This is a genomic window from Comamonas sp. AG1104 (assembly GCF_003350425.1).
Classification (GTDB): domain Bacteria; phylum Pseudomonadota; class Gammaproteobacteria; order Burkholderiales; family Burkholderiaceae_C; genus Comamonas; species Comamonas testosteroni.
In genome coordinates this window covers 1-25,716 of sequence record NZ_QQAS01000014.1, presented here as the reverse complement: position 1 = coordinate 25,716, position 25,716 = coordinate 1, and the positions used below count along the sequence as shown (strand labels likewise).

The window sequence follows — 25,716 nt, the reverse complement described above, 5'->3', positions numbered from 1 at the left end:
ACTTTAGCGTGCTCACTGGTGCAGCCAATGCGGATTGGCAATGAGCGCACTGCAGACCTACCCGTTTTACAAGTTGGTCACAGTTTCCAGCCCAGCTCAAGCGCAATGAAAGCCGAGCATTGGTCCCTGGTCTTCGGTGCAGCGCGGACCGTAATGCTGTAACGCTCACCCTGCCTGCGCACCAGGGCTCTGGCGGTCGCCATGACGGGGCGTGTGTAGTTGGTGCGCAAACGGGCATCAACGCCAGAGTGCAGATCGCCAAAAGTCAGCGGCGTGTACTCGCCTTGGGCGTAGGTGCTTCAGGGGCTATGCCGGGGCGATAGAAGCCGGCCTGCAAGGAAAAATTGCTGGAAAACGCATCGTCTGATGCCTAGACCCAGGTTTGCCTCGTTCCATTTCTTGCCATTTCTTGCCACGTTGCCGTTCGCTGAAATGATGGCTGACGGTGTGCAGCTTGCGGCGTGCTGATTGATATGCCAGGCGTCTTCCGGCTGGCTGGCCTGGGCACGTTGATTGACCTGGGCAAACTGACTGGTCTTGGCAGTCTGATCGGCTTTGTCGACCTGGGCTGCGGAGCAGGCAATGACGATGCTCGACCCTGCTAGTGCTTTCAACGATTTCATTGCCGCTGCCCCCCGCATCGCTTCACAGGCTCCTGCAAGACAGGTCAGTGACATCCCTGGCTCGCTTTCGCCGTGCTGTCCGGCCTGATAGAAGGCGGTTTCTGTCAGACGTAAAAAAGGCCGCAGGAGCGGCCTTGTCGCAAGTGAGGCTTGGAGTGCCGGGCTCTGCAGCCGATTGGTCAATCGGCTGGCTTCTGCTTTGCATCCGCAGCCGCAGCCGCAGCGCGCAGCTTGTCCTTCTTGCTGGGTCTGCGGCCCTTGATGCCGCCATTGCCATCCTGCGCAACCGGCGGCGGTGGCAGGGCTTCGGTAGGCTCAAAGCCCTGGATCTGCTCCAGATCGATCTCGAGCTGGTTGCGCTTGCAGATCAGTTGCCAGTGCGCAGTGTCGGCGGGGCTTACAAAGGTGATGGCGCAACCCGCGTGCCCTGCGCGGCCCGTGCGGCCAATTCTATGAATATAGTCGGCGGGCGAGCGAGGCAGGTCGTAGTTGATGACCGTAGGCAGCTGTGCGATATCGATGCCGCGCGCGGCCAGATCGGTGGTGATGAGCAGCTGCCAGCGCTTGGCCTTGAACTGGTCGAGCACATCCTTGCGCGCGCCCTGGCTCATATCGCCGTGGAAGGTGGTGGCGTAGATGCCTGCCTTGTAGAGCTTGTCGGCCAGCATTTCGGCGGTGTGGCGCTTGGCGACAAAGACCAGGGCTCGCTCCCATTCGGGCTGGTTCTCGCCCTGCGTGACGAGCTGGCGCAGCAGCTGGGTGCGGCGGGTGCTGTCCACGGCAATGGCGCGCTGGCTGATGTTCTCGGGGCTGCTCGAATGCTCGGCAGTCTGGTCGGCATCGACCTGCACCCGAACGGGGTCGTGCAGAAGGCGGGCGGCCAGCGCCTCCACGTTCTGCGGGAAGGTGGCCGACAACAGCAGGGTCTGGCGTTTGGCGGGCAGCAGGGCCAGCACGCGGTTGAGTTCCTCGGCAAAGCCCTGGTCCAGCAGGCGGTCGGCTTCGTCCAGCACCAGATGCTGCACCGCGTTCAGGCGCACGGCATTGTTTTCCACCAGATCCAGCAGGCGGCCCGGCGTGGCGACCAGAAAGTCGGCGCTGCCGCGCAGTTGCATCATCTGCGGGTTGATGGAGACACCGCCATAGACCACGCGGCTGCGTGGTTGCTCACGCAACTGGCGTGTGATGTCGCTCAGGCTTTCATGCACCTGCAGGGCCAGCTCGCGCGTGGGCACCAGAATCAGGGTGGCCAGCGGTCGCACAAAGCCGGTGTGGCCGCGCTTTTGCGCCAGCCAGGCCTGCAGCAGAGGCAACAGATAGGCCATGGTCTTGCCCGAGCCCGTGGGCGCGCAGGCCCAGAGATCGCGCCCGGCCAGCACGGCGGGGATGGCCTCGGTCTGAATCGGCGTCGCGTCGCGCAGACCCAGATCGAGTGTGGCATCCAGAAGCTCGGCGCGCAGGCCTAGTGGGGCAAAAGACATAGAAGAATCAATAGCGGTGTGCAGGAGGCGCATTGTGCGGGAATTGCCGCGTCGCAGCGAGGCGCAGGGACAAGCGCGGCGGCAGGCTACATTCGGAGGATTCCAACCATCAAGGAGCGCAAGCCATGATTCAGGCCACGCATCAAGCCATTGTCATGACGGAGTACGGAGGCCCCGAGGTCCTGAAGATCGCTTCGGTCGACTCGCAGCCGCTGGCTGCTGGTCAGGTGCGCGTGCGGCACACGCGCATTGGCGTGAACTTTCACGATATCTATGTGCGCTCCGGGCTTTACAAGACGCTGGCGCTGCCAGGCACGCCCGGCATCGAAGCCGTGGGAGTGGTGGCCGAGGTCGGGCAGGGTGTGACTCGCTTCAGGCCCGGTGACCGGGTCTGCTATGTCTCTGGCGCCTATTCCATCTACGCCGCCGAGCGCGTGATTTCGCATGACGAGCTGATTGCCTTGCCCGATGACCTCAGCGATGCGCTGGTCGCATCCAGCCTGCTGCGCGGACTGACGGCCGATGTGCTGCTGCACCGGGTGGCCCGGGTAGGCCAGGGATCTCGGATTCTGGTGCAGGCCGCCGGTGGCGGCATGGGGCAGATTCTGAGCCAGTGGGCAACGCAGCTGGGCGCCATGGTGATCGGCACGGCGGGCAGTGATGCCACGGCGAAAAAGGCCGATCAGGCCGGCTGCGTGGAGGTGATCCGCTATCGCGGTACGGGCGCTCAGGATGTGGCTGCGCGTGTACAGCAGCTGACCGGCGGCGAAGGCGTGGAGGTGGCTTATGACGGCGTGGGCAAGGACAGCTTTGATGGTTCGCTGGCAAGTCTGGGCATCGGCGGCCAGCTGGTGATGTACGGGCAGTCGTCGGGCCCGGTGTCGCCGCTGGAGATTGCACGTCTTGCCGCCAAGTCGAACAGCGTGTGCCGGCCCATGGTGTTTCACTTCGTCAAAAAGCCCAGGGAGCGCGATGCCATGGCCGCGCGCCTGTTCGAGGCGCTGCGTAAAAAGCATTTCCGCATGGGCGAGCCGCAGGAGTTTGCACTGGCCGATGCCGCGCAGGCCCACCGGCAACTGGAGGCGCATGGCGCCCAGCAGCCCATCTTGCTCGTGCCTTGACGGGGGCTGTCTGCGTTAGCGGTCTTACTGCGCGCCGGCTTGGGGTAGTGGCAGATAGACCTCGCGCCACAGGCTGACTTTTCCATGCTCGTCAAAGCGCATGAGCAGCATGGCGACAAAGTGCTGGGCGCTGCCATCTGCCTTGGTGATGCAGACATCCATGGAAAAGACCACGGAGTCCTCGTCGGCCGTGGTGTGCCGGATGTCGTAGCGAATGCCTTCCATGTCCTGCTTCATGCCTTCGAGAAACTCGCGATAGCTCTCGAGGTCGGCAGCATAGTGGCGGCCATTGGGCTCGACCACGAATCGCTCGGCAAAGCATTCGGCGACTTGCTCGCGGCTCAGCGTGGTGTGGCGGTTCAGGTGGCGCTGGTTCCAGTCCAGCACGGCGTGGGCCAGCTCCAGATTGCGTTGTCGTTGTGCATGCATGAAGAGCAGTATAGAAGAGCCGACTCCGGGTCTGCTCGGCATTTCTGACTCGGATTGAATCATGAATTTTTATAGCGGATAGCGCATGCTATCAAAGGATTTCATGGCGATTTCAATCTGAAATCGTTATGGGTAATGCGCAAGAAGCTATGCTTTTTTTTGTCAAATGCCGAGATTGCAAGCTCACGTAAAAAAGCCCGCGGACTTTGCAGTCTGCGGGCTTTTTGCCACCCTGAGACCCGGAAATCCGGGCCTGGGCCTGCCGATCAACGCTGAGCGATAGGCTTGACGTCGCGCGACACGGAGCCGGTGAACAGCTGGCGGGGACGACCGATCTTGTACTCGGGGTCGGCCATTTGTTCGTTGAGCTGAGCGATCCAGCCCACGGTGCGGGCCAGAGCGAAGATGCCGGTGAACAGGTTGACAGGGATGCCGATGGCGCGCTGCACGATGCCGGAGTAGAAGTCCACGTTGGGGTAGAGCTTGCGCTGGACGAAGTAGTCGTCTTCCAGGGCAATCTTTTCCAGCTTCTTGGCCAGGGCGAACAGGGGGTCGTTTTCCAGACCCAGCTCGGCCAGGATTTCGTTGCAGGTTTCCTGCATCAGCTTGGCGCGGGGGTCGTAGTTCTTGTAGACGCGGTGGCCAAAGCCCATCAGCTTCACGCCGCTGGTCTTGTCCTTGACCTGTTCCATGAACTCGCCGACCTTCTCGATGCCGCCGTTGGCCTGGATGCCTTCCAGCATGTTCAGGCAGGCTTCGTTGGCGCCGCCGTGGGCAGGGCCCCACAGACAAGCCACGCCAGCGGAGATGGCCGCGAAGGGGTTGGTGCCCGACGAGCCGCACAGACGCACGGTGGAGGTCGAAGCGTTCTGCTCGTGGTCTGCGTGCAGGATGAAGATGCGGTCCAGAGCGCGCTCAACCACGGGGTTGACCTTGTACTCTTCGCAGGGGTTGCCGAACATCATGCGCATGAAGTTGCCGGCATACGACAGGTCGTTCTTGGGGTACATGTAGGGCTGGCCCATACCGTACTTGTATGCCATGGCGACCAGCGTAGGCATCTTGGCGATCAGGCGGATCGCGGCGATGTTGCGGTGCTCTGGGTTGGTGATGTCGGTGCTGTCGTGGTAGAAGGCCGACATGCCGCCCACCAGACCGGTCAGCACGGCCATGGGGTGAGCATCGCGACGGAAGCCACGCAGGAAGAACTGCATCTGCTCGTTGACCATGGTGTGCTTGGTCACCAGCTCTTCGAAGTTGGCCTTTTCCTTCTCGTTGGGCAGCTCCCCGTACAGCAGCAGGTAGCAGGTTTCCAGGAAGTTGCAGTTCTTGGCCAGTTGTTCGATGGGGTAGCCGCGGTACAGCAGCTCGCCCTTGTCGCCATCGATGTAGGTGATGGCGGATTGGCAGGCGGCGGTAGAGAGGAAGCCCGGGTCATACGTGAACATGCCAGTCTGGGCATAGAGCTTGCGGATGTCGATCACATCCGGGCCGATATTGCCCTGGTACACCGGCATTTCCACACTGGGAGCGCCATTGCTGAAAGACAGCGTTGCTTTGTTGTCAGCGAGTTTCATTTCCAAACTTCCTTCTCTAGTTTGCCTAGCCTACTGGGGACAGTTACCGGGCTGGCGCTTGCGCACCATCTCCAGCACTTCCCTGACTTCTTGGGTATCGAGTTGTCCTTCAGGTTCCTTGCGGCGCAAGAAAAGATCCATCAGGTCGTTGTCTGCCAGATCCATCAAGGCAGACAGGCCAGTCGCGTGTCTCCGCGTGAGCTGGCTTCCGTAGGTGGCGAAGAACTGCTCGATGAACAGATCGTTCTCAACCAGACCACGGCGGCTGCGCCACCTCAGCAGGTCGCGCTCACGTTCGTCGAGCAGAGTATTCGTCATCAGCATCAGACGGTTCGACGAACCATCAGCTCCTTGATCTTGCCAATGGCTGCAGTGGGGTTCAGGTGCTTGGGGCACACGTCCACGCAGTTCATGATGGTGTGGCAACGGAAGAGGCGGTAAGGATCTTCCAGGTTGTCAAGGCGCTCGCCCGTGGCTGTGTCGCGGCTGTCCGCGATGAAGCGGTAAGCCTGCAGCAGACCGGCCGGGCCCACGAACTTGTCGGGGTTCCACCAGAACGAGGGGCAGCTGGTGGAGCAGCTGGCGCACAGAATGCACTCGTACAGGCCGTTGAGCTCTTCGCGCTCTTCGGGCGACTGCAGGCGCTCCTTGCTGGGCGAGGCGTAGACATCGCTTTGCAGGTAGGGCTTGATCGAGTGGTACTGCTTGAAGAACTGGGTCATGTCCACGATCAGGTCGCGGATCACGGGCAGGCCGGGCAGGGGCTTGAGAACGATGTCGCCCTTGAGGGTGTTCATGTTCGTCAGGCAGGCCAGACCGTTCTTGCCGTTGATGTTCATGGCGTCGGAGCCGCACACGCCTTCACGGCAGGAGCGACGGAAGGCAATGGAGGGGTCCATGGCCTTGAGCTTGACCAGGGCGTCCAGCAGCATGCGCTCGTGACCGTCCAGCTCCACTTGCACGGTTTGCATGTAGGGCTTGGCGTCTTTGTCCGGATCGTAGCGGTAGATTTTGAATGTGCGCTTCATTTTGATCTTCTCTCGTGGGCTGCTGAATTAGAACGTGCGGACCTTGGGAGGAACGCTGGCAACGGTCAGGGGCTTGAGGTTCACAGGCTTGTAGGACAGGCTGTTGGTGGCGCTGTCCCACAGGGTGTGCTTGAGCCATTCCTTGTCGTTGCGGCCCAGGGGGAATTCGGCGTGGTCGGCAGGGTGCTCGTAGTCGTACACGGTGTGTGCGCCACGGCATTCCTTGCGGGCTGCGGCCGAGGTCATGGTGGCTTGTGCCACTTCGATCAGGTTGTCCACTTCCAGGGCTTCCATGCGAGCGGTGTTCCACACCATGGACTTGTCCTTCAGGGTCACGGAGCCGACCTTCTCGCGGATCGCGTTGATCTTTTCCACGCCTTCGTCCATGCTCTTTTGCGTGCGGAACACGCCAGCGTGGGTCTGCATGGATTGGCGGATCTCGCCGGCGACGTCCTGGGCGTAGGTGCCGTCCTTGGAGTCTTGCAGCTGGTTGAGGCGGGCCAGGGTGCGCTCGGCGCCGTCGGCGGGCACTTCGTGGTGAGCGCCGAAGCCGTTGACGAATTCCACGATGTGCTTGCCGGCAGACTTGCCGAAGACCAGCAGGTCCAGCAGCGAGTTGGTGCCCAGGCGGTTGGCGCCGTGCACGGACACGCACGAGCATTCGCCCACGGCGTAGAGGCCGCTCACCACATTGTTCTGCTGACCGTCCCAGACCACGACCTGGCCGTTGATGTTGGTCGGGATGCCGCCCATCTGGTAGTGGATGGTGGGAACCACGGGGATGGGTTCCTTGGTGATGTCCACGTTGGCGAAGTTGTGGCCGATTTCTTCCACGGAAGGCAGACGCTTGCGGATGGTTTCGGCACCCAGGTGGTCCAGCTTCATCAGGATGTAGTCCTTGTTGGGACCGCAGCCGCGACCTTCCTTGATTTCCTGGTCCATCGAACGCGACACGAAGTCACGTGGTGCCAGATCCTTCAGCGTGGGAGCGTAGCGCTCCATGAAGCGCTCGCCTTCGCTATTCAAAAGAATAGCGCCTTCGCCGCGGCAGCCTTCGGTCAGCAGCACGCCGGCACCGGCCACGCCGGTGGGGTGGAACTGCCAGAACTCCATGTCCTGCAGAGGAATGCCGGCGCGAGCAGCCATGCCCAGGCCGTCACCGGTGTTGATGAAGGCGTTGGTCGAAGCCTGGAAGATACGGCCGGCACCGCCGGTGGCCAGCAGCACGGCCTTGGCGTGCAGTTCGTACAGGTCGCCGGTTTCCAGCTCCAGTGCGGTCACGCCGACCACATCGCCCTGGGTGTTGCGGATCAGGTCCAGCGCCATCCACTCCACGAAGAAGTTGGTCTTGGACTTGACGTTCTGCTGGTACAGCGTGTGCAGCATGGCGTGACCGGTACGGTCAGCAGCAGCGCAGGCGCGTTGCACGGGCTTTTCGCCGTAGTTGGCGGTGTGGCCGCCGAAGGGGCGCTGGTAGATGGTGCCGTCGGCATTGCGGTCGAAAGGCATGCCGAAGTGCTCGAGCTCGATCACGACGTTCGGTGCTTCACGGCACATGAACTCGATGGCGTCTTGGTCGCCCAGCCAGTCGGAGCCCTTGATGGTGTCGTAGAAGTGATAGTGCCAGTTGTCTTCGCTCATGTTGCCCAGCGAAGCGGACACGCCGCCTTGAGCAGCCACAGTGTGCGAGCGAGTGGGGAAAACCTTGGACAGCGAGGCGACGGACAGACCGGCGCGCGACAGTTCCAGCGCAGCGCGCAGGCCGGAGCCGCCGGCACCGACGATCACGACGTCAAACTTGCGCTTGGTGATATTTGCTTTGGAGTAGCTCATTCTTAACCTTCAATCGTGGAGACTGTGTCTCAATCAGAGACGCCACAGAACCTGGATGCCCCAGCCGATGCAGCCGACCAGCCAGACAATGGTGACCACTTGCAGTGCAAGGCGCAGGCCCACGGGCTTGACGTAGTCCATCCAGATGTCACGCACGCCGATCCAGGCATGCCAGCCCAGAGCCACGAAGAGGGCCAGGGTCAGAAACTTCATCCACTGGGGCGCAAAAATGCCAGCCCACTGCTCGTAGCCCACGGGGCCGCCGACCGTCAGAAAGCGCACCAGCAGCACAACGGTGTACAGAGCCATCAGGACGGCAGTAGAGCGTTGAGCCAGAAAGTCGCGGGTGCCGTAGTGCGCACCGACAACAGTACGCTTGGAGCCGTAATTCACGGACATGGTTGTTTCCTTATCGTGAGGTGTTATTGACTGGGCGCTGATCAGTACAGACCGAACAGCTTGGCGCCAAGCACCACGGTCAGGGCAACGCTGATGCACAGCACGACTGCGGCGGTGGACTTGCCGGTCTGCTTGTTCACGGCGTGGTGGTTCACGTCCATCACCAGATGGCGGACACCTGCGCAGAAGTGGTGCAGATAGGCCCAGATCAGTGCCAGGCAGACGAGCTTGGCAAACCAGCCGAAGGGACCTGCGAATACCGACGTGAAGGAATCAAACGAAATTTCCGACGAGATCGAGTTGTCGAACATCCAGATGATGAACGGCAACAGGATCGCCATCAGCAGGCCGCTGACGCGGTGCAGGATGGACACGATGCCTGCCAGGGGCAGGCGATAGGTCGGTAGGTCCGAGAAGAAGTTGATATTGCGGAACTCTGGCCGCTGTTTTGCTTTTTGCTCTGTCATGGCAGGGTACTTTCGTGGATGTAACTGCGTTGTAATCGCTAGTGCGAAGCGACACAAAATTCTATTGCAATGCAGCAGAATCCGTTAGCCGAATTTGCATAGCAGATGATTGGGCTCTGTTGCAATCAACGCTTTTACGGGGGGATTCAGTTCAAAGCATTGCGGTAATGATGGGTGTCGGTGCGGTACAGGCCGCGTCGTAACTCCATTGGAACATCGTTGTATGTGTAAGCAGTTCGCTCCACGCTGAGCAGCGGCGTGGTGCTGGGAATGTTCAGCAGCTGGGCTTGCTCGGCATCCGGCAGAACGGCGCGAATTTTCTCGTCGGCCCGCACCATGCGCACGCCATAGTCGAGCTCGAACATGGCGTAAGTGGGGCCCTGGTAGTTGGACATCTGCTCGGTCGTCAGCCCCTTGAAGGCGTTGCCAGGCAGCCAGATGTCTTCCAAAATAGTCGGGATTGCGGCAAAGGACAGGGTGCGGCGCACATGCATCACGGCGTCGCCAGTGCGCAGGGCCAGGGCTCGGGCCACTTCGGCAGGCGCGCGCAGGCGGCGGCATTCCAGAATGTGGCGCTCTGCGCGGCCTTCGCCCTGCAGGTCGCCGGCATCGGGGCGCAGATTCAGAAAGCGGTACTGCACCTGCTGAGCGGCGTGAGTGGCCACAAACGTGCCCTTGCCCTGACGGCGCATGACCAGATTTTCGGCGGCCAGTTCATCGATTGCCTTGCGCACCGTGCCCTGGCTGACCTTGAAGCGGGCTGCCAGCTCCATTTCACTGGGGATCAGTTCTCCGGGGCGCCATTCGCCAGCTTCCAGGCTTTGCAGGATCAGCCCCTTGATCTGCTGGTACAGAGGGCTGAAGGCTGGGGTGGAGACGCCGGCGCCACCGCTATGGCTGGCGTTGTTGTCCGGGGCTGTGTTGTGGGGGCTGGGCATAGTTGGTTTTGAAGGTATCGCCTCCGCGATGCGATGCACAAAAAACAGTCGATTTGACTCTGGTCGCTAAGTGAAGATCATATCTTATATAAGACATAAGACAAATTGACCGGGCTTTGATTTCAGCAGTACACTTGCCGCATGTTTGCGGAGCTTGCGCTACTGGTGGTTACGCTGGTGCCGCCTGGCGCCCATAACATCTCACTTTTTTCCAATCTTGGAGTTTCACCATGAGCAAGAAGCCCGTCCGTGTCGCCGTTACCGGCGCAGCTGGCCAAATCGGTTACGCCCTGTTGTTCCGCATCGCCTCCGGCGAAATGCTGGGTAAAGATCAGCCCGTTATTCTGCAACTGCTGGAAATCCCCGACGAAAAGGCTCAAAACGCTCTGAAGGGCGTGATCATGGAGCTGGAAGACTGCGCCTTCCCTCTGCTGGCCGGCATCGAAGCCCACGCCGACCCCATGACCGCCTTCAAGGACACCGACTACGCTCTGCTGGTGGGCGCCCGTCCTCGTGGCCCCGGCATGGAACGTGCTGACCTGCTGGCTGCCAACGCCCAGATCTTCACCGCCCAGGGCAAGGCTCTGAACGCCGTGGCTTCGCGCAATGTCAAGGTTCTGGTTGTGGGTAACCCCGCCAACACCAACGCCTACATCGCCATGAAGTCGGCTCCCGATCTGCCCGCCAAGAACTTCACCGCCATGCTGCGCCTGGACCACAACCGCGCTGCTTCCCAGCTGGCTGCCAAGGGCGGCTTCAAGGTTGGCGACATCAGGAAGCTGACTGTGTGGGGCAACCACTCGCCCACCATGTACGCCGACTACCGCTTCGCCACCGTGGACGGCAAGTCCGTGAAGGAAGCCATCAACGACCAGGAATGGAATGCCAACGTGTTCCTGCCCACCGTGGGCAAGCGCGGCGCAGCCATCATCGCTGCTCGCGGCCTGTCGTCGGCTGCTTCGGCTGCCAACGCTGCCATCGACCACATGCGTGACTGGGCCCTGGGCTCCAACGGCGAATGGGTCACCATGGGCGTGCCTTCCAACGGCGAGTACGGCATCCCCGCCGGTATCGTGTTCGGTTTCCCCGTGACCACCACGGCTGACGGCGAATACAAGATCGTCGAAGGTCTGGAAATCGATGCCTTCTCGCAAGAGTGCATCAACAAGACTCTGGCTGAGCTGCAAGGCGAGCAAGACGGCGTCAAGCACCTGCTGTAATCAGCGCAAAACCTATGCAAGACTGGAACCCTGCGCTGTATCTGCGCTTTGCCAATGAGCGCACGCGCCCTGCGGCAGAACTGCTGGCAAGAGTACCTTCCAGCTTGCATTCACCCGCTCGCAGCCTCCGCATCGTGGATCTGGGCTGCGGGCCGGGCAACTCCACCGAGCTTCTGGTGGAGCGTTTTCCCGGCGCCGATGTGCTCGGTGTCGACAATTCCGAAGCCATGCTGGAGACTGCGCAAAAGCAGTTGCCGCAGGCCAGGTTCGAGGCCGGTGATATTGCCTCCTGGGCACCTGCTGAAGGTGAAGCAGCGCCTGATCTGATTTATGCCAATGCCTCCATCCAGTGGGTGGGCGAGCATGAGAGCCTGATTCCCCGTCTGTTTTCGCTGCTGGCGCCCGGTGGCGTGCTGGCCGTGCAGATGCCTGACAACCGTCAGGAACCCTCGCACCGAAACATGCGCGAAGTCGCGCAGCTGCCCCTGTTTGCGGCGCACATCGGGGATGCGAGCAAGGTGCGTACCGAGATTTTGCCCATAGGCGTGTATTACGACCTGTTGGCTGCCCCCTCGAATGAGGCCGCGAGCGTGGATGTATGGCACACCATCTACCAGCATCCCATGGACTCGGCCGCAGCGATTGTGCAGTGGCTCAGCAGCACGGGCCTCAAGCCTTTCGTGGAAGGTTTGCCCCAGGAGCTGCAAGCCGAGTATCTGAGCGAGTATCAAAGCCGCATTGATGCGGCTTATCCGGAGCGAGCCGACGGCAAGCGTCTGCTGGCTTTCCCCCGACTTTTCATGGTGGCTCAGCGCAAGTCATGACGAAAGAACTGGTTCACCCCGCCACCGTGCTGCTCGATGCCCAGGGTGGCGCTCAGCGTCTGCCCGTCTGCGATCACTACAGCGGCGTGGAAGCGCGCATGCGCAAAAGCCTGCAACTGCAGGCCGAGATGATGCAGGAGTTCGGCACCTGCGTGTTCGACGTGACGCTGGACTGCGAGGATGGCGCTCCTGTCGGCCAGGAGGCCGAGCACGCTCGTCTGGTCGTCGAGCTGGCGAACGGCGCGGCTCAAGGCGCGCGTGTGGCGGCCCGGGTGCATGCGGTGGAGCATGCACATTTCCAGGCAGACATGGACATCATTGCCGGCGGTGCGGCAGACAAGCTCTGCCACATCATGATTCCCAAGGTGGAGTCGGTGGATGACGTCATCAAGGCCGAAGCAGCCCTGCAACGCGCGACAGACAAGCGTGTGCCGCTACATGTCTTGATAGAGTCTCCTGCTGCCGTGCAGCAGGCCTTCGACATCGCCGCACATCCGGCCGTGCAGAGCATCTCCTTCGGACTGATGGATTTCGTCTCGGCCCATGGCGGCGCCATCCCCGCGTCCGCCATGACGGCGCAGGGCCAGTTCGAGCATCCGCTGGTCGTTCGCGCCAAGCTGGAGATCGCGGCAGCCTGCCATGCCCACGGCAAGGTGCCGTCGCACTGCGTGGTCACGGAATTCAAGAATCCTGACGCTTTGGGGGCTTGTGCGCAAAAAGCCTCGCGTGAGCTTGGCTACACACGCATGTGGAGCATTCATCCTGACCAGATTCGCCCGATTTTGCGTGCATTTGCGCCTGCAGAAGACGAAGTTCTACAGGCGGCACAAATACTTACCTCTGCGGCGGTGCAGAATTGGGCGCCCATCAGTTTTGGTGGTGTACTACACGACCGCGCGAGCTACCGCTATTTTTGGCAGTTGCTGGAGCGCGCTCACCAGACGGGGCAGGTCTTGCCGGTTGAAGTTCAACCCTGGTTTGCCCCGGCCTCAATCCGTTGAACTCATAACAAGTCTGCAGGAGCTAATTCCTATGAAGACCCTGATCGCCACTTTGATGATTGCCGCTCCCCTGGTCGCAATCAGCCACTCTGCCGCGGCAGAAACTGCTCCCAAGGCCAAGGCTGCTGCCGCCGCCAAGAAGGCTCCCGTTGCCAAGAAAGCAACCACTACGTCCAAGAAGGGCAAGGCTGCCGCTGCCGTAGCAGCAGGTGGCGCGGGTGCCGCCGCCGTCGTGGCGGCCGGCCCGGCTTCCTCCCCCCTGGGCACGGAAGAGCTGGCCGTGGCCGAACGCGTGCACAAGGGCCGCATTGCCTGTGAGCTGGGCGCCTATGTGAACGTGAACGCCGACGCAGCCAACCCCGGCTACTTCATCGTGGACGGTCGTGGCTTCAAGTACCACATGTCCCCCGTCAAGACTTCCACCGGCACCGTACGCCTGGAAGACAAGGCAGCTGGTGCCGTGTGGCTGCAGATCGCCAACAAGTCCATGCTGATGAACCAGAAGGCCGGCCAGCGTCTGGCGGATGAGTGCATGAGCCCAGAGCAGCAGCAAGTGGCCGAAGCCATCCGCAAGAACCCACCTCCCAGCCTGCTGGACAGTAAATAAGTCTGGCGAGGCTGAGGACTGGCGTATCGCACATGCGCCAGTCCTGTAATTCGCGCTCCACGCGCAGCCTTTTTCAAAAAACCATTGGAGAGAACCCATGTTGAAAGCCTACCGTGACCATGTGGCAGAACGCGCCGCATTGGGCATCCCCCCGCTGCCTCTGGATGCCAAGCAGGTCGCAGACCTGATCGAGCTGATCAAGAACCCACCCGCCGGTGAAGACGCATTCCTGATGGATCTGCTGACTCATCGCGTGCCGCCCGGTGTGGATGATGCAGCCAAGGTCAAGGCTTCCTTCCTGGCTGCCGTGGCTCACGGCGACCTGAAGGTGGGTCTCATCTCCAAGGCCAAGGCCACCGAGCTGCTGGGCACCATGGTGGGTGGCTACAACGTGCACCCCCTGATCGAGCTGCTGGACGATGCCGAAGTGGCTGGTGTGGCTGCCGATGCGCTGAAGAAGACACTGCTGATGTTCGACTTCTTCAACGACGTGGCCGACAAGGCCAAGGCCGGCAATGCCAAGGCCAAGGAAGTGATGCAAAGCTGGGCCGATGCCGAGTGGTTCACTTCGCGTCCCAAGGTCGAGGAAAAGATCACCGTCACCGTCTTCAAGGTGCCTGGCGAGACCAACACCGACGACCTGTCGCCCGCTCCCGATGCCTGGAGCCGTCCCGACATTCCTCTGCACTACTTGGCCATGCTCAAGAACACGCGTCCCGACGCGGCGTTCAAGCCCGAAGAAGACGGCAAGCGCGGCCCCATGCAGTTCATCGAAGACCTGAAGAAGAAGGGCCACCTGGTTGCCTACGTGGGTGACGTGGTCGGTACCGGTTCTTCGCGCAAGTCCGCCACCAACTCCATCATCTGGGGCACGGGCGTGGACATTCCCTTTGTTCCCAACAAGCGCTTTGGCGGCGTGACGCTGGGCGGCAAGATCGCTCCCATCTTCTTCAACACGCAAGAAGACTCCGGCGCTCTGCCCATCGAAGTCGATGTCTCCAAGCTGGAAATGGGCGACGTGATCGACGTGCTGCCCTACGCCGGCAAGATCGTCAAGAACGGCGAAACCGTGGCTGACTTCCAGCTCAAGTCCGACGTGCTGCTGGACGAAGTGCAAGCCGGCGGCCGTATCAACCTGATCATCGGTCGCTCGCTGACTGCCAAGGCTCGCGAAGCCCTGGGTCTGCCCGCATCCACCGAGTTCCGCCTGCCCCAGGCGCCTGCAGCTTCCACGGCCGGCTTCACACTGGCCCAGAAGATGGTCGGCCGCGCCTGCGGTCTGCCCGAAGGCCAGGGCGTGCGCCCCGGTACTTACTGCGAACCTCGCATGACCACCGTGGGTTCGCAGGACACCACCGGCCCCATGACTCGCGACGAGCTCAAGGATCTGGCCTGCCTGGGCTTCTCCGCCGATATGGTGATGCAGTCCTTCTGCCACACAGCGGCTTACCCCAAGCCCGTGGACGTGAAGACCCACCGCGAACTGCCCAACTTCATCAGCAACCGCGGCGGCGTGGCCCTGCGTCCTGGTGACGGCGTGATCCACAGCTGGCTCAACCGTCTGCTGCTGCCCGACACCGTGGGTACCGGCGGTGACTCGCACACCCGTTTCCCCATCGGCATCTCCTTCCCTGCAGGCTCCGGTCTGGTGGCCTTCGGCGCCGCCACCGGCGTGATGCCTCTGGACATGCCCGAATCCGTGCTGGTGCGCTTCAAGGGCGAGATGCAGCCTGGCGTGACCCTGCGCGATCTGGTGCACGCAATTCCTCTGTACGGTATCAAGCAAGGTCTGCTGACTGTGGCCAAGGCCGGCAAGATCAACGAATTCTCGGGTCGCATCCTGGAAATCGAAGGTCTGCCAGATCTGAAGGTTGAACAGGCGTTCGAACTGTCTGACGCTTCTGCCGAGCGCTCTGCCGCTGGTTGCACGATCAAGCTGAACCCCGAGCCGATCAAGGAATACCTGACATCGAACATCGTTCTGATGAAGAACATGATCGCTGACGGTTACGCCGACGCCAAGACTCTGCAGCGCCGTATCGAAAAGGTCGAAGCATGGCTGGCCAAGCCAGACCTGCTGGAAGCCGACAAGAACGCTGAGTACGCTCACGTCATCGAAATCGACATGTCCGACATCAAGGAACCCATCGTTTGCTGCCCCAACGATCCTGATGATGCCAAGACCCTGTCTGACGTGGCCGGTGCCAAGATCGACGAAGCCTTCATCGGCTCCTGCATGACCAACATCGGTCACTTCCGCGCTGCAGCCAAGCTGCTGGGCGGCCAGCGTGACATCCCCGTCAAGCTGTGGGTGGCTCCTCCCACCAAGATGGACCAGGACGAGCTGATCAAGGAAGGTCACTACTCCGCCTTTGGTACTGCTGGTGCACGTACAGAAATGCCCGGCTGCTCGCTGTGCATGGGTAACCAGGCTCAAGTGCGTGAAGGTGCGACTGTCATCTCGACTTCCACTCGTAACTTCCCCAACCGTCTGGGCAAGAACACCAACGTGTATCTGGGCTCGGCCGAGCTGGCCGCGATTGCATCGCGTCTGGGCTACCTGCCTTCCAAGGAAGAGTACCTGAAGGAAATGGGCGTGATCGATGCCGACAAGGCCTCCGTCTATCGCTACATGAACTTCAACGAAATCGCCGAGTACGCTGAAGTGGCGGCCAAGATCTAAGCGTCTAGGCACCAGAAATCAAGGCCTTCAAGGGCCTTGCTAAGAAGCCCGCAGGATGCAAGTCCTGCGGGCTTTTTTTCTTGCATCAGGCTGCCAAGCGGATGGTGTGCCGCTTACTCTAGGAAATCGCCTGTCATGACACGCTTGAGGCTCAATATGCCCGATTTCGGTGGCACGTAGTAGACGAAGTTGCCAGCGCCCGGCGCAGCGAGGGGCGAGAGAGCGATGAGGCGGACGTCGGGCTTCATGCACCGTGTGGCTTCCTAGCAGCAGATGAAGGTACCGAGCGGCTTGACATTGACCGCGGTGCGAAGGTCTTCTTTGGTGATGCCAAGTAAGGAGTGCATGGGGCCGATGCCGGCAGCAGCACCATGACGTCGATCCGCGCCTCGGCAGAAAGTAAAACCATGCTTGCCGCGAGGACCCGAATGTTCGCCACGTAGGCGGTTGTGTTTCTGCCTTCATCTTGAAGCGATGCAGTGGCTTTCAATATGGCGTCAATGTTTAGGTCGGGTGTTGCGGCGCTAAAGCCGTTTTCGGCCAACCGCAAGGCCGTGGCCAAGCCGGTGCAAGAAGCTGATCCTGTGGAAGGAGGTGTCCTTGCCGGAGCTAGGTGTCTGGGCCGGGACCATGGGAGCTTTCTGCTCAGGCGATGAGGTATGAGGAGCGGCTATTGGGGCAGATATCCGCTGGCCTTGATGAGCTGGCCCCAGGTCTGTGCGTAGGCCTGCTCGCGCAGTCGCATCTGCTCGGCGTCGAGGTATTGCGGAATCAGGCCAAGGCTAGCCAGTCGCTCCTGCACGTCGGGTCTGGCGAGAATCTTCTGCATGGCTTGGGTGAATGCCGCTATGTCGCCTGTCAAGGTTCCTTGCGGTGCGTAGACAGCATAGAAGGGGCTTTCCTCGAAGCCGGAGACCCCGAGTTCCGAAAAGGTCGGAGTGCCAGGTATGCCGGGGTGTCGTTCTTTGCCGGACACCGCCAGAACGTTGATCTTGCCTGCCTTCTGCGATTCCAGCACATCGTTGAGCGACGAGATGCAGGCCAGAATCTGGCTGCCCATGATGTCGCTGAGCATGGGGGCTGCGCCCTTGTAGGGAACCGGGGTAAGGTCCAGTGAGTTCCTGCTGCCGATGGCGATGGTCATGAATTCAGGCAGCGAAGCTGGTGCAGGGATGCCCACGCTGCCTTTGCCTGCTTGCTTGTCGTGAACCCAGCGAATGTACTCGGCGTAGCTTTTGACGGGGGTGCCGGTGCCAGTGAAGAGCGCAGAGACATAGATGGCTACGCCAGCCACTGGCGTGAAGTCCCTGGAGGTATTGAAGCCCGGCTGCTTCATCACCAGAGGAATGATGGAGACGGTGTGGTCATTGGTGAAAAAAAGGGTGGTTCCATCCTTGGGCGCGGCCTTGAGTGCTTGCGCTGCCACCTGGCCTCCTGCGCCAGGCCGGTTCTCCACGATCACGGATCGGTGCAGTTCTTCCCTGAGCTTGTCGGCCAGATAGCGGGCCACGACATCGGTGCCGCCGCCCGGCGAGAATCCGACGAGCAGTTTGATGGGCTTCGTCTTGGCGCCTCCGCGCGCGAGCGCGATGGGGCTGGAAAGGGCAAGGGCGGTGGCAAGTGCGCTTGCAAGAAGCGTGCAGGCGGCACGGCGCATGGAGGTGTTGCGGGTAGGTGTCATGGTCGGGTTCCTCTGTGTGCAGTGAATTCATTCCAGATCGAAGATGCGGCCGGCGTTCAGGCGCCCGGCGGGGTCAAGGGTGCGCTTGAGTGCGCGCATCAACTCGATTTCCTGCGGGCTCCGGCTGATGGCCAGGTATGGCTTCTTCGAGATGCCGATACCGTGTTCTCCAGAGACGGAGCCGCCCAGCCGCCCTGCGGATCGGTGCACCAGGTCTTCGATTTCTTGCTTCATCTGCGGCAGGTTGGCTGGGTAGCCAACGACCAGGTGCAGGTTTCCATCGCCGAGATGCCCGTAGGTCTGCGTGCGGTGCAGGCCATGCGCGCGCAGTTGCGAGTGGACGTCTTCGAGCCATGCAGGCATCGAGGAGATGGGCAGGCTGATGTCGAAGCCAGCAAACGGTGCCGCTGCCGCCGCGGCTTCGCCGGATGACTCCCGGATGCTCCACAGGCGCCGGGCTTCTTGCTCGGAGCGAGCGATCACGGCGTCCGAGCCGGCAGCCAACTCGAGAAATTCGCCTAGTGCCTCCATGAACAATTGCTCGTCGGCTTCGGCATCCTGCCCCATGGCCTCGATGAGCACGAGGTTGGTGCCGGGGGCCGCAAATGGCGTGCCTCCCACGCTCAGATCGACCGTCACAGCGTCGTAGAAGTCGCGCCACATCGCCTCGAAACTTGTCAGGCGCGCGCCCAGCCGCTTTCTGCAGTGGGCCAGCAGGTCGACCATCTGGTCGAAGTTCTGCATGCTGACGATGGCGGTCTGCCGCGAGACCGGCTGAGGCTGCAGCGCGAACACCAGCCGTGTGATGACGCCCAGCGTTCCCTCGCTGCCGATGAACAGGTGCTTGAGGTCGTATCCGGCGTTGTCCTTGAGCGCCTTGCCCAGACGGCCGACAATCTGCCCGTCCGCCAGAACGGCCTCCAGGCCGATGATGGACTGGCGGGCCATGCCGTAGCGCAGTACCCGATTGCCGCCCGCATTCGTCGCGGCGATGCCTCCGACGTGGCAGGAGCCCTTGCTGCCGATGTCGATGGGGAGCAGCAGGCCGTGAGCGGCCGCGGCCTCTTGGGCTTGCTGCAGTTTCACGCCGGCCTGGACGGTCATGGTCTGGCTGGCCCTATCGATGTCCTCGATGGCGTTCAGCCGCTCAAGGGAGAGGATGATCTCTCCGGGGCGGGCCAATGCTCCATCCACCAGGCCGGTCATTCCTCCCTGCACGGCGATTGGCAGCCCCAGCGCATGCGTTGCGCGCATGGCTGCCGCAAGGTGTTCCGGTGTACGCGGGCGCAGTACCGCGAGTGGTGTAGCTCCGCGCACGCCCTGCCAGTCGGTGCCGGCGTATGCCGGTATGGAATCTTCGATGGCCAGCAGCGACGCATCGGAGTACGGCGCCAGGGCGGCAGCCAGCGATGCCAGTAGCTGGTCTGTTTCGGCAATGGTTGAGAAGGCGTTGCTTGCAGTCGGCATGGCGGTGTCTCCGGTGGGGGCTGTGTTGTCGCGGCGCTTGCGACAGGCGTTGGCGGGCTCAGGGGGCGATGGCCGCATAGACCACCATTTCCACGCGCATGCCTGGCGCCACCAGGCTACGAACGGCGACGCTGGAGCGGTTGGGGTAGGGCGCTTCGAAGAATTCGCGGTAGATGCGGTCGATGACGGGCATGTACTGCTCGTCTGTCATGTAGATCAGCACCTGGGCCACATCGCTCATCTGCCCGCCGGCCGCGGTGACGGCCGTGCGGATGTTCTCCAGCGTCAACCGAGTCTGCCGCTCGATGGGGCCGGTATCGAGCGTGCCGTCGCCGCGCACCGGGCCGTGCGTGGTGAACAGCAGGCCGCCGGCTTTCACTGCCCAGGAGAAGGGCTGGCCGATGGGAGGCAGGCCGGTATCGACGATGTGCTTCATGGTGTGGATTCCTTCAGGACGTGCTCCAGGCGCTGGTCCCAGGACGCCTGGGGTGCGCGCAAGGCCGTATGGGTGGAGAAGTGGTTCTGCCCCGCTTCAACGGAGAGCGAGCATGGAGCGCCGGCCTGTGACAGCCTTTGCGCAAGCTCCTGGTTGGAGCGCTGCACGCGCTCGCTGTCGTGCTCGCCGTAGCTCAGGTGCATGGGCACGGTGTTGCCCGCGCTCCAGTGGATGGGGCTCATGGCTGCATCGTCGCCGGGCCCGCGCAGGACCATGGTGTAGACGCGCTGCTCCAGGCAGCCGGTTTCCGGGGCCGGAGGGTGCAGGTCCATGATGCCGCTGATGGGCAGGCAGGCGCGCACGGCTTCGGCCGGTATGCCGAGCAGCATGTCGCGTGAATCCTGGTTCACGATGTCGAAGACGGCCGAGCCCTTGTTCACTACATAGTTGAAGTGGGCCATGGCGAATCCGAAGTCATAGGTCGCGCCGAGAAAGGTCAGCCGGCCGGCCTTGCCGACAGCATCATTGACGCTGTGGTAGCCCAGCTTGGCATAGGCAGGGCCTGCCACATAGCCGAGAGCGCCCCCGTATTGCCGCTCGGCGCTGGAATCGCCGGCGCCTTCGCCAAACCCATAGACTACGTCGGCCGCCAAGCCGCTGGATGCTTTGTAGGTATAGCGTAGCGTGTTGTCCATGCGGTTGTTGCCGCCCGCGCCGCCCGCGCTGATGAGGTTGGCGGAGTCGCCAGCCAGGCACGTGACGAATGGGGCGGTCTCGGTCTGGATCAACGCCACGGGCGTGTACTGGCGACCCAGCGTGATGGATCCGAAGTTGCCATGGATGCTGACTGCGGCCTGGCCCCCCTGGGCCAAGCCGCCCGTATCGGCGAGCAGGCCCATTTCAAGCGCGTAGAGCGCCGACAGCCCGCCTCCCAGGTCTTCATCGCCTCTGAAACCCAGCCGGGAGCCCGAGGCGACGCCGCTGGTCAGCCTGCTGGCGCCGGCGTCATTCGGGCCGCCGCTCTCGAGGACAAAGCCGAGATCAACGACTCCGTAAACCGTGGAGCTGCTTTGAGCCATACTGGGTGCGCCGGGAATCAAGGCCAATCCGGGGGTGAGCGACGCCACGAATACGCGTGACAGCATTGGGAACATCTTGTTCTGCTGGTCTTGTGTGGGGTTGGGCAATGGAGACTCATGTTTCATGAAATATTTTCTATTTCATGAAACATAATGCGCTTAATTAAATCTAATATGGGGACAAGCTCTCGTACAGCTATGCCGGAAAATGCAGTAACAGATGAAAAAAGCGACGCCGGCTCAAGGACGGAGCGCGCTTACCAGCGCCTGAGAGCGGAGATTCTTCGCGGGGAGTTGGCACCTGGGCAGCGCCTGAGGGCTGCGGACCTAGATGAGCGGTTTGGCCTGGGGCTGACACCTATCCGCGAGGCGCTCGTGCGTCTAGGCACTGAAGGGCTGGTGTGGGCGGAGTCAAACCGCGGTGCTCGGGTACGGGGGATTTCATCTCGGGAGTTCGCAGACCTGATGAAGACCCGCCGCGACATTGAGCGCCTGTGCTTGGTCGAGTCCATTCGGCGTGGCGATGCCCGATGGGAGGCCGAGGTGATGGCGTCGCTCCACATGCTGGCGCATGTGTCGCTGCCTGATCTCGGCGGCTCCTCAGCGATGTCCTCCGAGTGGGAGTCGCAGCACCGGCGCTTTCACGAGGCGCTGGTGAGCGCCTGTGGCTCCGAATGGCTGCTGCAGTTCTGGAACCAACTGGCCGATCACTCGGAGCGCTATCGCAAGATACGACTACATGGGCCGTTGGTTGCGCGCAATGTTCAGGCCGAGCACCAGGCCTTGCTCGATGCGGCATTGCGCCGCGATGCAGGCGCGCTAATCGCATTGATGGAGCAGCACTTGCTTGGTACCGAGCGGGCTGTCAATACAGCTATGGGGTGGTAGTTGTGAAGCCTGTGTCGTTCGCTGTGCGTGGCAGGTCAGCGAGAGAGGGTGTGCATGCCATAGCGACGCTGATGCCTATCTCTGCAGAACTTCGAACAGATGGAGGAGTTCGTGGAGGTGGCCAAGGGGGCATCTAAGCTGGCAGGGCTCTGTAGGCCTCAGGATGCTGAAGCCTGGCGCAGCCGCTGCAGCGCCGCCTGGGTCTCGGCATTTGCCGGGAAGAACGATTCGACGGCCAGCTCCTGCAGCGTCACGTCCACGGGCGTGCCGAAGATGGTGATGGTGCTGATGAAGCTCAGTGTGCCCAGATGGGTGTGCAATTCGAAGGGCACGGCGATGGGGCTGGGCGGCGGGGAGTCCTTGTCCTCGGCGAACGGATAGGCTGCGATTTCGTCATGCTGTGCCTGTAGCTCGCTGTCTGCCGTGGCGGCGATCTGCTGCTGCAGGCGGTGCAGCAAATGGGCACGCCACTGCGCGGAGTTGGCCAGGCGTGGGCCCAGTCCCTCGGGGTGCAGGCTCAGGCGCAGCACATTCACGGGTGGCTCCAGCAGCCAGGGCGCCACGCCGTCCAGCAGCAGCGGCACGACGGCATTGGCGGCCACCAGATTCCAGTGTCGATCCACGGCCAGAGCCGGGTTGGGTTCGTGCCCCTTGAGCACCAGCTCCACGGCCTGGCGCGCGGCTGCCAGATCGGGGTGGTCCAGCGGGCGGGCCTGGTACATGGGCGCAAAGCCCGCAGCCACCAGCAGTGCATTGCGCTCGCGCAGCGGCACCGACAGGCGTTCGGCCAGGCGCAGCACCATCTCGCGGCTGGGCTGGGCGCGGCCTGTTTCCACATAGCTCAGGTGGCGTGTCGAGATCTCGGCCTCCAGTGCCAGCCCTTGCTGGCTCAGCCGGCGGTGCTGGCGCCAGTGGCGCAGGTGGTCGCCAAACGGCGCGCGTGCACCGGGCGGCTTACGAGCAGCATGAAAAGAAGAGGGGGCGGTGCTGGAGTTCATGCCTGCATCGTAGTGGCAGGGCGCTCATGCTGCCATGACCTGCGAGGTTATCGACTCTGTGCGCGCGGATGGCAATCATGGACCTCAGCAGCCGGCACAGGGTCGGCCGCAAGACCTTCGTCATAGAACAGGAGTTTTCCATGTCCATTTTTGCTTCTCCCCGATTTCTGCGCCATGTGATGTGGGCCGATGCGGCCTCCTGCGCCGCCACGGGCGCGCTGCAACTGGTTGTCACGCAGACGCTGGCAGATCTGACAGGTCTGCCGGCCGTTTTGCTGACGGGAACGGGTCTCTTCCTGCTGGCCTATGCATCGGCCGCCGCCTGGATGGCGCGTCGCCAGCCCCTGCCGCGCACGCTGATCGGTCTGGTGGCTCTTGGCAATCTGGGCTGGGCAATGGGCTGCGCGGTATTGGTGTTTGCCTCCGGGCTGGCGCTCAGTGCCTGGGGGCTGGCCTGGGTGGCGGTGCAGGCCGTGGTGGTGCTGGTCCTGGCTGATCTGCAGTGGGCAGGGTTGCGTGCCTCTCGCCATGTGGCCCGGCAGGAGGCGCAGCTCGCGCTTTGAGTGATCAAAAAAAGAGTAGCGGCTAGCGCCTGTCATTCTTTGAAAGCAGACTGATTTATTGCTGAAGACATGGATTGGTAGGTGCTACAAGCTATGCTTTTCGTTATATCCGCCATGCGCCCGGGCGGATAAGCGGGCCGGGAGAGGCAGAGATAATTCCGTACCGCTTAAAATTCACGGTTGCGCCGCGCTGGCGCATTCTTCGCAACCATGGGTTCCCTCGCCCCCATCGACCAAAAAGGACTGTCATGACATCCGCTCATGCCGTGCAGACGCAAGCGTCGCGCGTGCCGTTTTACCTCTCCGTTCTCGTCGCGTTCCATATCGCGCTGGTCATCGCCAGCAACTACCTGGTGCAACTGCCCATCACGCTGCTGGGCTTTCACAGCACCTGGGGCGCCTTCAGCTTTCCGTTCATCTTTCTGGCCACCGACCTGACGGTGCGCCTGATCGGCAAGACTGCGGCGCGACGCGTCATCATGCGTGCCATGCTGCCCGCGTTGGTGGTGTCCTATGTGGTGGGTGTGCTGTTCCACGAGGGCCGCTTCAATGGCTGGGAAGCGCTGCAAAGCTTCAACGGCTTTGTGTTCCGCATTGCACTGGCCAGTTTTGCCGCCTATGTGCTGGGCCAGTTGCTGGATATTCAGGTTTTTGACCGCATCCGCCAGAAAAGCCATTCCTGGTGGCTGGCTCCGGCGGCTGCGTCGGTGTTCGGCCAGGTGCTGGACACCGCGGCCTTTTTCTCGATCGCCTTCTGGCGTAGCTCCGATGCCTTCATGGCGGCCAACTGGGTGGAAATCGCCATGGTTGACTATGTCATCAAGCTGGGGGTGAGTCTGCTGCTGTTTGTTCCCGCCTATGGCGTGGTGCTGGCGGCCATCGTGCGCAGCATGAAGGTGCAGGTCACGCCCGCAACGGCAATCCGCTGAGGATGGGCGTGCAGGGCAGGCCCGGGTGCAGGGGCCTGTCCGGCATTGCATCGGCATCGCCTTGTCCTGCTGGCAGCCGTAGCCCGTGCCTGGTTGGAGTTTGGAGGCGAGCAGCGGCGGTCCCCCTATGACATCCGGTGACGGCCTAGCCACCCGGGGGCTCTGACTTGTCGTTTCTCAACGAGTCAATGGGACGCTGCAACGGCGTGAGTTTTGGTTGAGCCTCGTTCCAGAAGATGGGGCCGGGCGAGTCCTGCAAGATCGACAACCCTGCAGAAAGAAGCTGCGCCGTCGTTGGTGGTGACTATGGTTTCCGAGCTCGTCTCTAGTCCATGAAAAAGGCCGTCCTTCAAGGACGGCCTCAGTATTTCTCCGCGCTGCGCTGCAGGGGCTCAGGTCTGGCTTTGCAGATAGTTCTGCAGCCCGACCTTCTCGATCAGTCCCAGCTGCTTTTCCAGCCAGTAGGCGTGGTCTTCCTCGGTATCGTGCAACTGGGCCAGCAGGATGTCGCGGCTCACATAGTCGCGGTGCTGCTCGCACAGCGCCACGCCTTGCTGCAGGCCGGCACGGACTTCGTATTCGGTATCCAGGTCCTTGCGCAACATCTCGGGCACGGTCTCACCGGGCGTGAACTCCTTGGGGCGCATGTCGGGGCGGCCGCCCAGCATCAGAATGCGGCGCAGCAGTGCGTCGGCGTGCTGGGTTTCTTCCTGCATCTCGTGGTCCAGGCGCGTGAAGAGCTTGGTGAACCCCTGGTCTTCATAGATGCGCGAGTGGGCAAAATACTGGTCGCGCGCCGCGAGCTCGCCGCGAAGCAGGTCCTTGAGGTAGTCGACGACTTCGGGATGGCCTTGCATAGTTGTTGTTCTCGGTGAGTTTTCGAAGCCTGAAGTATCTCGCGACCGGCTTCGGGAATCAAAGGCAGCTATCAATTCCCGAGCGCACGCGCTCTGGATGCGGGCTGTAAGCAGATGCATTCGCATTGCTCGGTGCGTATCGAGGCTGATTGCGTTCGTCCGATTCCTCGCAAGGGATGGCGATAGCACCCAGCACTTTTGGTCAGCATGGACCGATCAACGGCAAAGCAGGGACAGCACTTGGCGCACTTGGCAAGCCTCCGCAGAGGCTACTCCTGCCCACAGGGCAGGGATGCAGGGCCGCACTAGTTGCAATTGGCGGCGATGATGTCTCGAAAAATCGAGTGCCCAGCTCGCCTTCCTCAATCGCCTGGGGTTCTCGGATCGTACAGTCAGGCCGCGACTGCTTCATTGCAGGGGAAACGCTCGGCCCAGTGACGAGCCAAATCAATACGGCGGCACACCCACACGTTGTCGTGCTTCTGGATGTGATCGAGGAAGCGCTGCAGCGCTGTAATCCGGCCGGGACGGCCCAGCAGTCGGCAGTGCATGCCGATGCTCATCATCTTGGGGGCGTTGTCGCCGCT

25 protein-coding genes and 2 pseudogenes are annotated in these 25,716 nt (G+C 61.9%); 10 read left to right on the top strand and 17 right to left on the bottom strand.

Translation table 11 applies throughout. The features are described from left to right. Nucleotides 1-299: 299 nt before the first annotated feature. Both DFO48_RS25765 and DFO48_RS24200 read right to left on the bottom strand, forming a co-directional pair. Complete coding sequence (locus tag DFO48_RS25765) at nt 300-806, bottom strand: hypothetical protein (RefSeq protein ID WP_233506517.1); 507 nt, start codon at nt 804-806, stop codon at nt 300-302. Further along, entirely contained in the window at nt 803-2,104 is a 1,302-nt protein-coding gene (locus DFO48_RS24200) for a DEAD/DEAH box helicase (RefSeq protein WP_114865015.1), read from the bottom strand. The genes DFO48_RS25765 and DFO48_RS24200 overlap by 4 nt, the downstream gene beginning before the upstream one ends. Before the next feature lie 125 nt (nt 2,105-2,229). Between DFO48_RS24200 and DFO48_RS24195 the strand changes: the two genes are divergently transcribed. Further along, on the top strand, nt 2,230-3,225 hold the full coding sequence (locus DFO48_RS24195; RefSeq protein WP_114865014.1) for a quinone oxidoreductase: 996 nt from the start codon (nt 2,230-2,232) through the stop codon (nt 3,223-3,225). Between the two features lie 24 nt (nt 3,226-3,249). On the opposite strand, the gene DFO48_RS24190 is transcribed toward DFO48_RS24195, so the two are convergent. The 8 genes from DFO48_RS24190 to DFO48_RS24155 all read right to left on the bottom strand — a co-directional run bounded on the left by DFO48_RS24190 (nt 3,250) and on the right by DFO48_RS24155 (nt 9,896). Continuing rightward, complete coding sequence (locus DFO48_RS24190) at nt 3,250-3,654, bottom strand: nuclear transport factor 2 family protein (RefSeq protein ID WP_233506516.1); 405 nt, start codon at nt 3,652-3,654, stop codon at nt 3,250-3,252. A gap of 266 nt (nt 3,655-3,920) precedes the next feature. Beyond that, nucleotides 3,921-5,231 carry a citrate synthase gene (locus tag DFO48_RS24185; protein ID WP_003063579.1) on the bottom strand — a complete coding sequence of 437 codons (1,311 nt, stop codon included), beginning with the start codon at nt 5,229-5,231 and terminating at the stop codon, nt 3,921-3,923. A gap of 30 nt (nt 5,232-5,261) precedes the next feature. Further along, on the bottom strand, nt 5,262-5,555 hold the full coding sequence (locus DFO48_RS24180; RefSeq protein ID WP_003053208.1) for a succinate dehydrogenase assembly factor 2: 294 nt from the start codon (nt 5,553-5,555) through the stop codon (nt 5,262-5,264). Continuing rightward, nucleotides 5,555-6,259 (bottom strand): succinate dehydrogenase iron-sulfur subunit, encoded by a 705-nt coding sequence (locus DFO48_RS24175; RefSeq protein ID WP_003053210.1) that lies wholly within the window; start codon nt 6,257-6,259, stop codon nt 5,555-5,557. Before DFO48_RS24175 ends, DFO48_RS24180 begins: the two co-directional genes overlap by 1 nt. 27 nt (nt 6,260-6,286) lie before the next feature. Continuing rightward, entirely contained in the window at nt 6,287-8,092 is a 1,806-nt protein-coding gene (gene sdhA, locus DFO48_RS24170; protein WP_114865012.1) for a succinate dehydrogenase flavoprotein subunit, read from the bottom strand. Nucleotides 8,093-8,125: 33 nt separating this feature from the next. Next, on the bottom strand, nt 8,126-8,491 hold the full coding sequence (gene sdhD, locus DFO48_RS24165) for a succinate dehydrogenase, hydrophobic membrane anchor protein (RefSeq protein ID WP_003063575.1): 366 nt from the start codon (nt 8,489-8,491) through the stop codon (nt 8,126-8,128). Between the two features lie 41 nt (nt 8,492-8,532). Continuing rightward, entirely contained in the window at nt 8,533-8,958 is a 426-nt protein-coding gene (gene sdhC, locus DFO48_RS24160; RefSeq protein ID WP_003063573.1) for a succinate dehydrogenase, cytochrome b556 subunit, read from the bottom strand. 146 nt (nt 8,959-9,104) lie between these two features. Then, on the bottom strand, nt 9,105-9,896 hold the full coding sequence (locus DFO48_RS24155) for a GntR family transcriptional regulator (protein ID WP_003063570.1): 792 nt from the start codon (nt 9,894-9,896) through the stop codon (nt 9,105-9,107). Nucleotides 9,897-10,126: 230 nt separating this feature from the next. On the opposite strand from DFO48_RS24155, the gene DFO48_RS24150 reads away from it, so the two are divergent. The 5 genes from DFO48_RS24150 to acnB all read left to right on the top strand — a co-directional run bounded on the left by DFO48_RS24150 (nt 10,127) and on the right by acnB (nt 16,231). After that, the gene (locus DFO48_RS24150) at nt 10,127-11,116 is read left to right on the top strand and encodes a malate dehydrogenase (protein ID WP_003053219.1); all 990 of its coding nucleotides are present in this window, start codon (nt 10,127-10,129) and stop codon (nt 11,114-11,116) included. A 14-nt stretch (nt 11,117-11,130) separates the two neighbouring features. Next, nucleotides 11,131-11,940, top strand: coding sequence for a trans-aconitate 2-methyltransferase (gene tam / locus DFO48_RS24145; RefSeq protein WP_114865011.1), 810 nt, complete (start codon nt 11,131-11,133; stop codon nt 11,938-11,940). Continuing rightward, a complete protein-coding gene (locus DFO48_RS24140) occupies nt 11,937-12,941 on the top strand; it encodes a CoA ester lyase (protein ID WP_003063564.1) in 1,005 nt (334 codons plus the stop codon). Before tam ends, DFO48_RS24140 begins: the two co-directional genes overlap by 4 nt. 31 nt (nt 12,942-12,972) lie before the next feature. Next, nucleotides 12,973-13,548 (top strand): hypothetical protein, encoded by a 576-nt coding sequence (locus DFO48_RS24135; protein WP_114865010.1) that lies wholly within the window; start codon nt 12,973-12,975, stop codon nt 13,546-13,548. A gap of 97 nt (nt 13,549-13,645) precedes the next feature. After that, on the top strand, nt 13,646-16,231 hold the full coding sequence (gene acnB, locus DFO48_RS24130) for a bifunctional aconitate hydratase 2/2-methylisocitrate dehydratase (protein WP_003074861.1): 2,586 nt from the start codon (nt 13,646-13,648) through the stop codon (nt 16,229-16,231). Between the two features lie 670 nt (nt 16,232-16,901). On the opposite strand, the gene DFO48_RS24125 is transcribed toward acnB, so the two are convergent. The 4 genes from DFO48_RS24125 to DFO48_RS24110 are packed head-to-tail and all read right to left on the bottom strand — an operon-like array spanning nt 16,902 to nt 21,020. Further along, entirely contained in the window at nt 16,902-17,912 is a 1,011-nt protein-coding gene (locus DFO48_RS24125; protein ID WP_114865009.1) for a Bug family tripartite tricarboxylate transporter substrate binding protein, read from the bottom strand. 27 nt (nt 17,913-17,939) lie between these two features. Beyond that, nucleotides 17,940-19,457, bottom strand: coding sequence for an FAD-binding oxidoreductase (locus tag DFO48_RS24120; protein WP_114865008.1), 1,518 nt, complete (start codon nt 19,455-19,457; stop codon nt 17,940-17,942). Further along, nucleotides 19,438-19,815 carry a RidA family protein gene (locus DFO48_RS24115; RefSeq protein ID WP_003074868.1) on the bottom strand — a complete coding sequence of 126 codons (378 nt, stop codon included), beginning with the start codon at nt 19,813-19,815 and terminating at the stop codon, nt 19,438-19,440. The genes DFO48_RS24120 and DFO48_RS24115 overlap by 20 nt, the downstream gene beginning before the upstream one ends. Beyond that, nucleotides 19,812-21,020 (bottom strand): porin, encoded by a 1,209-nt coding sequence (locus DFO48_RS24110; protein ID WP_114865007.1) that lies wholly within the window; start codon nt 21,018-21,020, stop codon nt 19,812-19,814. The genes DFO48_RS24115 and DFO48_RS24110 overlap by 4 nt, the downstream gene beginning before the upstream one ends. 27 nt (nt 21,021-21,047) lie before the next feature. Here DFO48_RS24110 and DFO48_RS25920 point away from each other — a divergent pair. Both DFO48_RS25920 and DFO48_RS25760 read left to right on the top strand, forming a co-directional pair. Further along, nucleotides 21,048-21,314: pseudogene (locus DFO48_RS25920) on the top strand (GntR family transcriptional regulator); the annotation flags it as partial. A 45-nt stretch (nt 21,315-21,359) separates the two neighbouring features. Further along, entirely contained in the window at nt 21,360-21,782 is a 423-nt protein-coding gene (locus tag DFO48_RS25760; RefSeq protein ID WP_233506515.1) for an FCD domain-containing protein, read from the top strand. Between the two features lie 158 nt (nt 21,783-21,940). Here the strand turns inward: DFO48_RS25760 and DFO48_RS24100 are convergent, their stop codons facing one another. After that, nucleotides 21,941-22,780: a helix-turn-helix domain-containing protein gene (locus DFO48_RS24100; protein WP_114865006.1), complete on the bottom strand. Its 840-nt coding sequence runs from the start codon at nt 22,778-22,780 to the stop codon at nt 21,941-21,943. A gap of 140 nt (nt 22,781-22,920) precedes the next feature. Here DFO48_RS24100 and DFO48_RS24095 point away from each other — a divergent pair, with 140 nt between their 5' ends. Together DFO48_RS24095 and DFO48_RS24090 are read left to right on the top strand one after the other, a co-directional pair. Further along, nucleotides 22,921-23,343, top strand: a complete 423-nt coding sequence (locus tag DFO48_RS24095) for a hypothetical protein (protein WP_114865041.1) — start codon at nt 22,921-22,923, stop codon at nt 23,341-23,343. A gap of 248 nt (nt 23,344-23,591) precedes the next feature. Next, nucleotides 23,592-24,272: a 7-cyano-7-deazaguanine/7-aminomethyl-7-deazaguanine transporter gene (locus DFO48_RS24090; protein ID WP_046462706.1), complete on the top strand. Its 681-nt coding sequence runs from the start codon at nt 23,592-23,594 to the stop codon at nt 24,270-24,272. 392 nt (nt 24,273-24,664) lie between these two features. Here the strand turns inward: DFO48_RS24090 and bfr are convergent, their stop codons facing one another. Beyond that, a complete protein-coding gene (gene bfr / locus DFO48_RS24085) occupies nt 24,665-25,129 on the bottom strand; it encodes a bacterioferritin (protein ID WP_003074880.1) in 465 nt (154 codons plus the stop codon). A 392-nt stretch (nt 25,130-25,521) separates the two neighbouring features. Continuing rightward, nucleotides 25,522-25,716 (bottom strand): annotated as a pseudogene (locus DFO48_RS24080) (allantoinase); the annotation flags it as partial.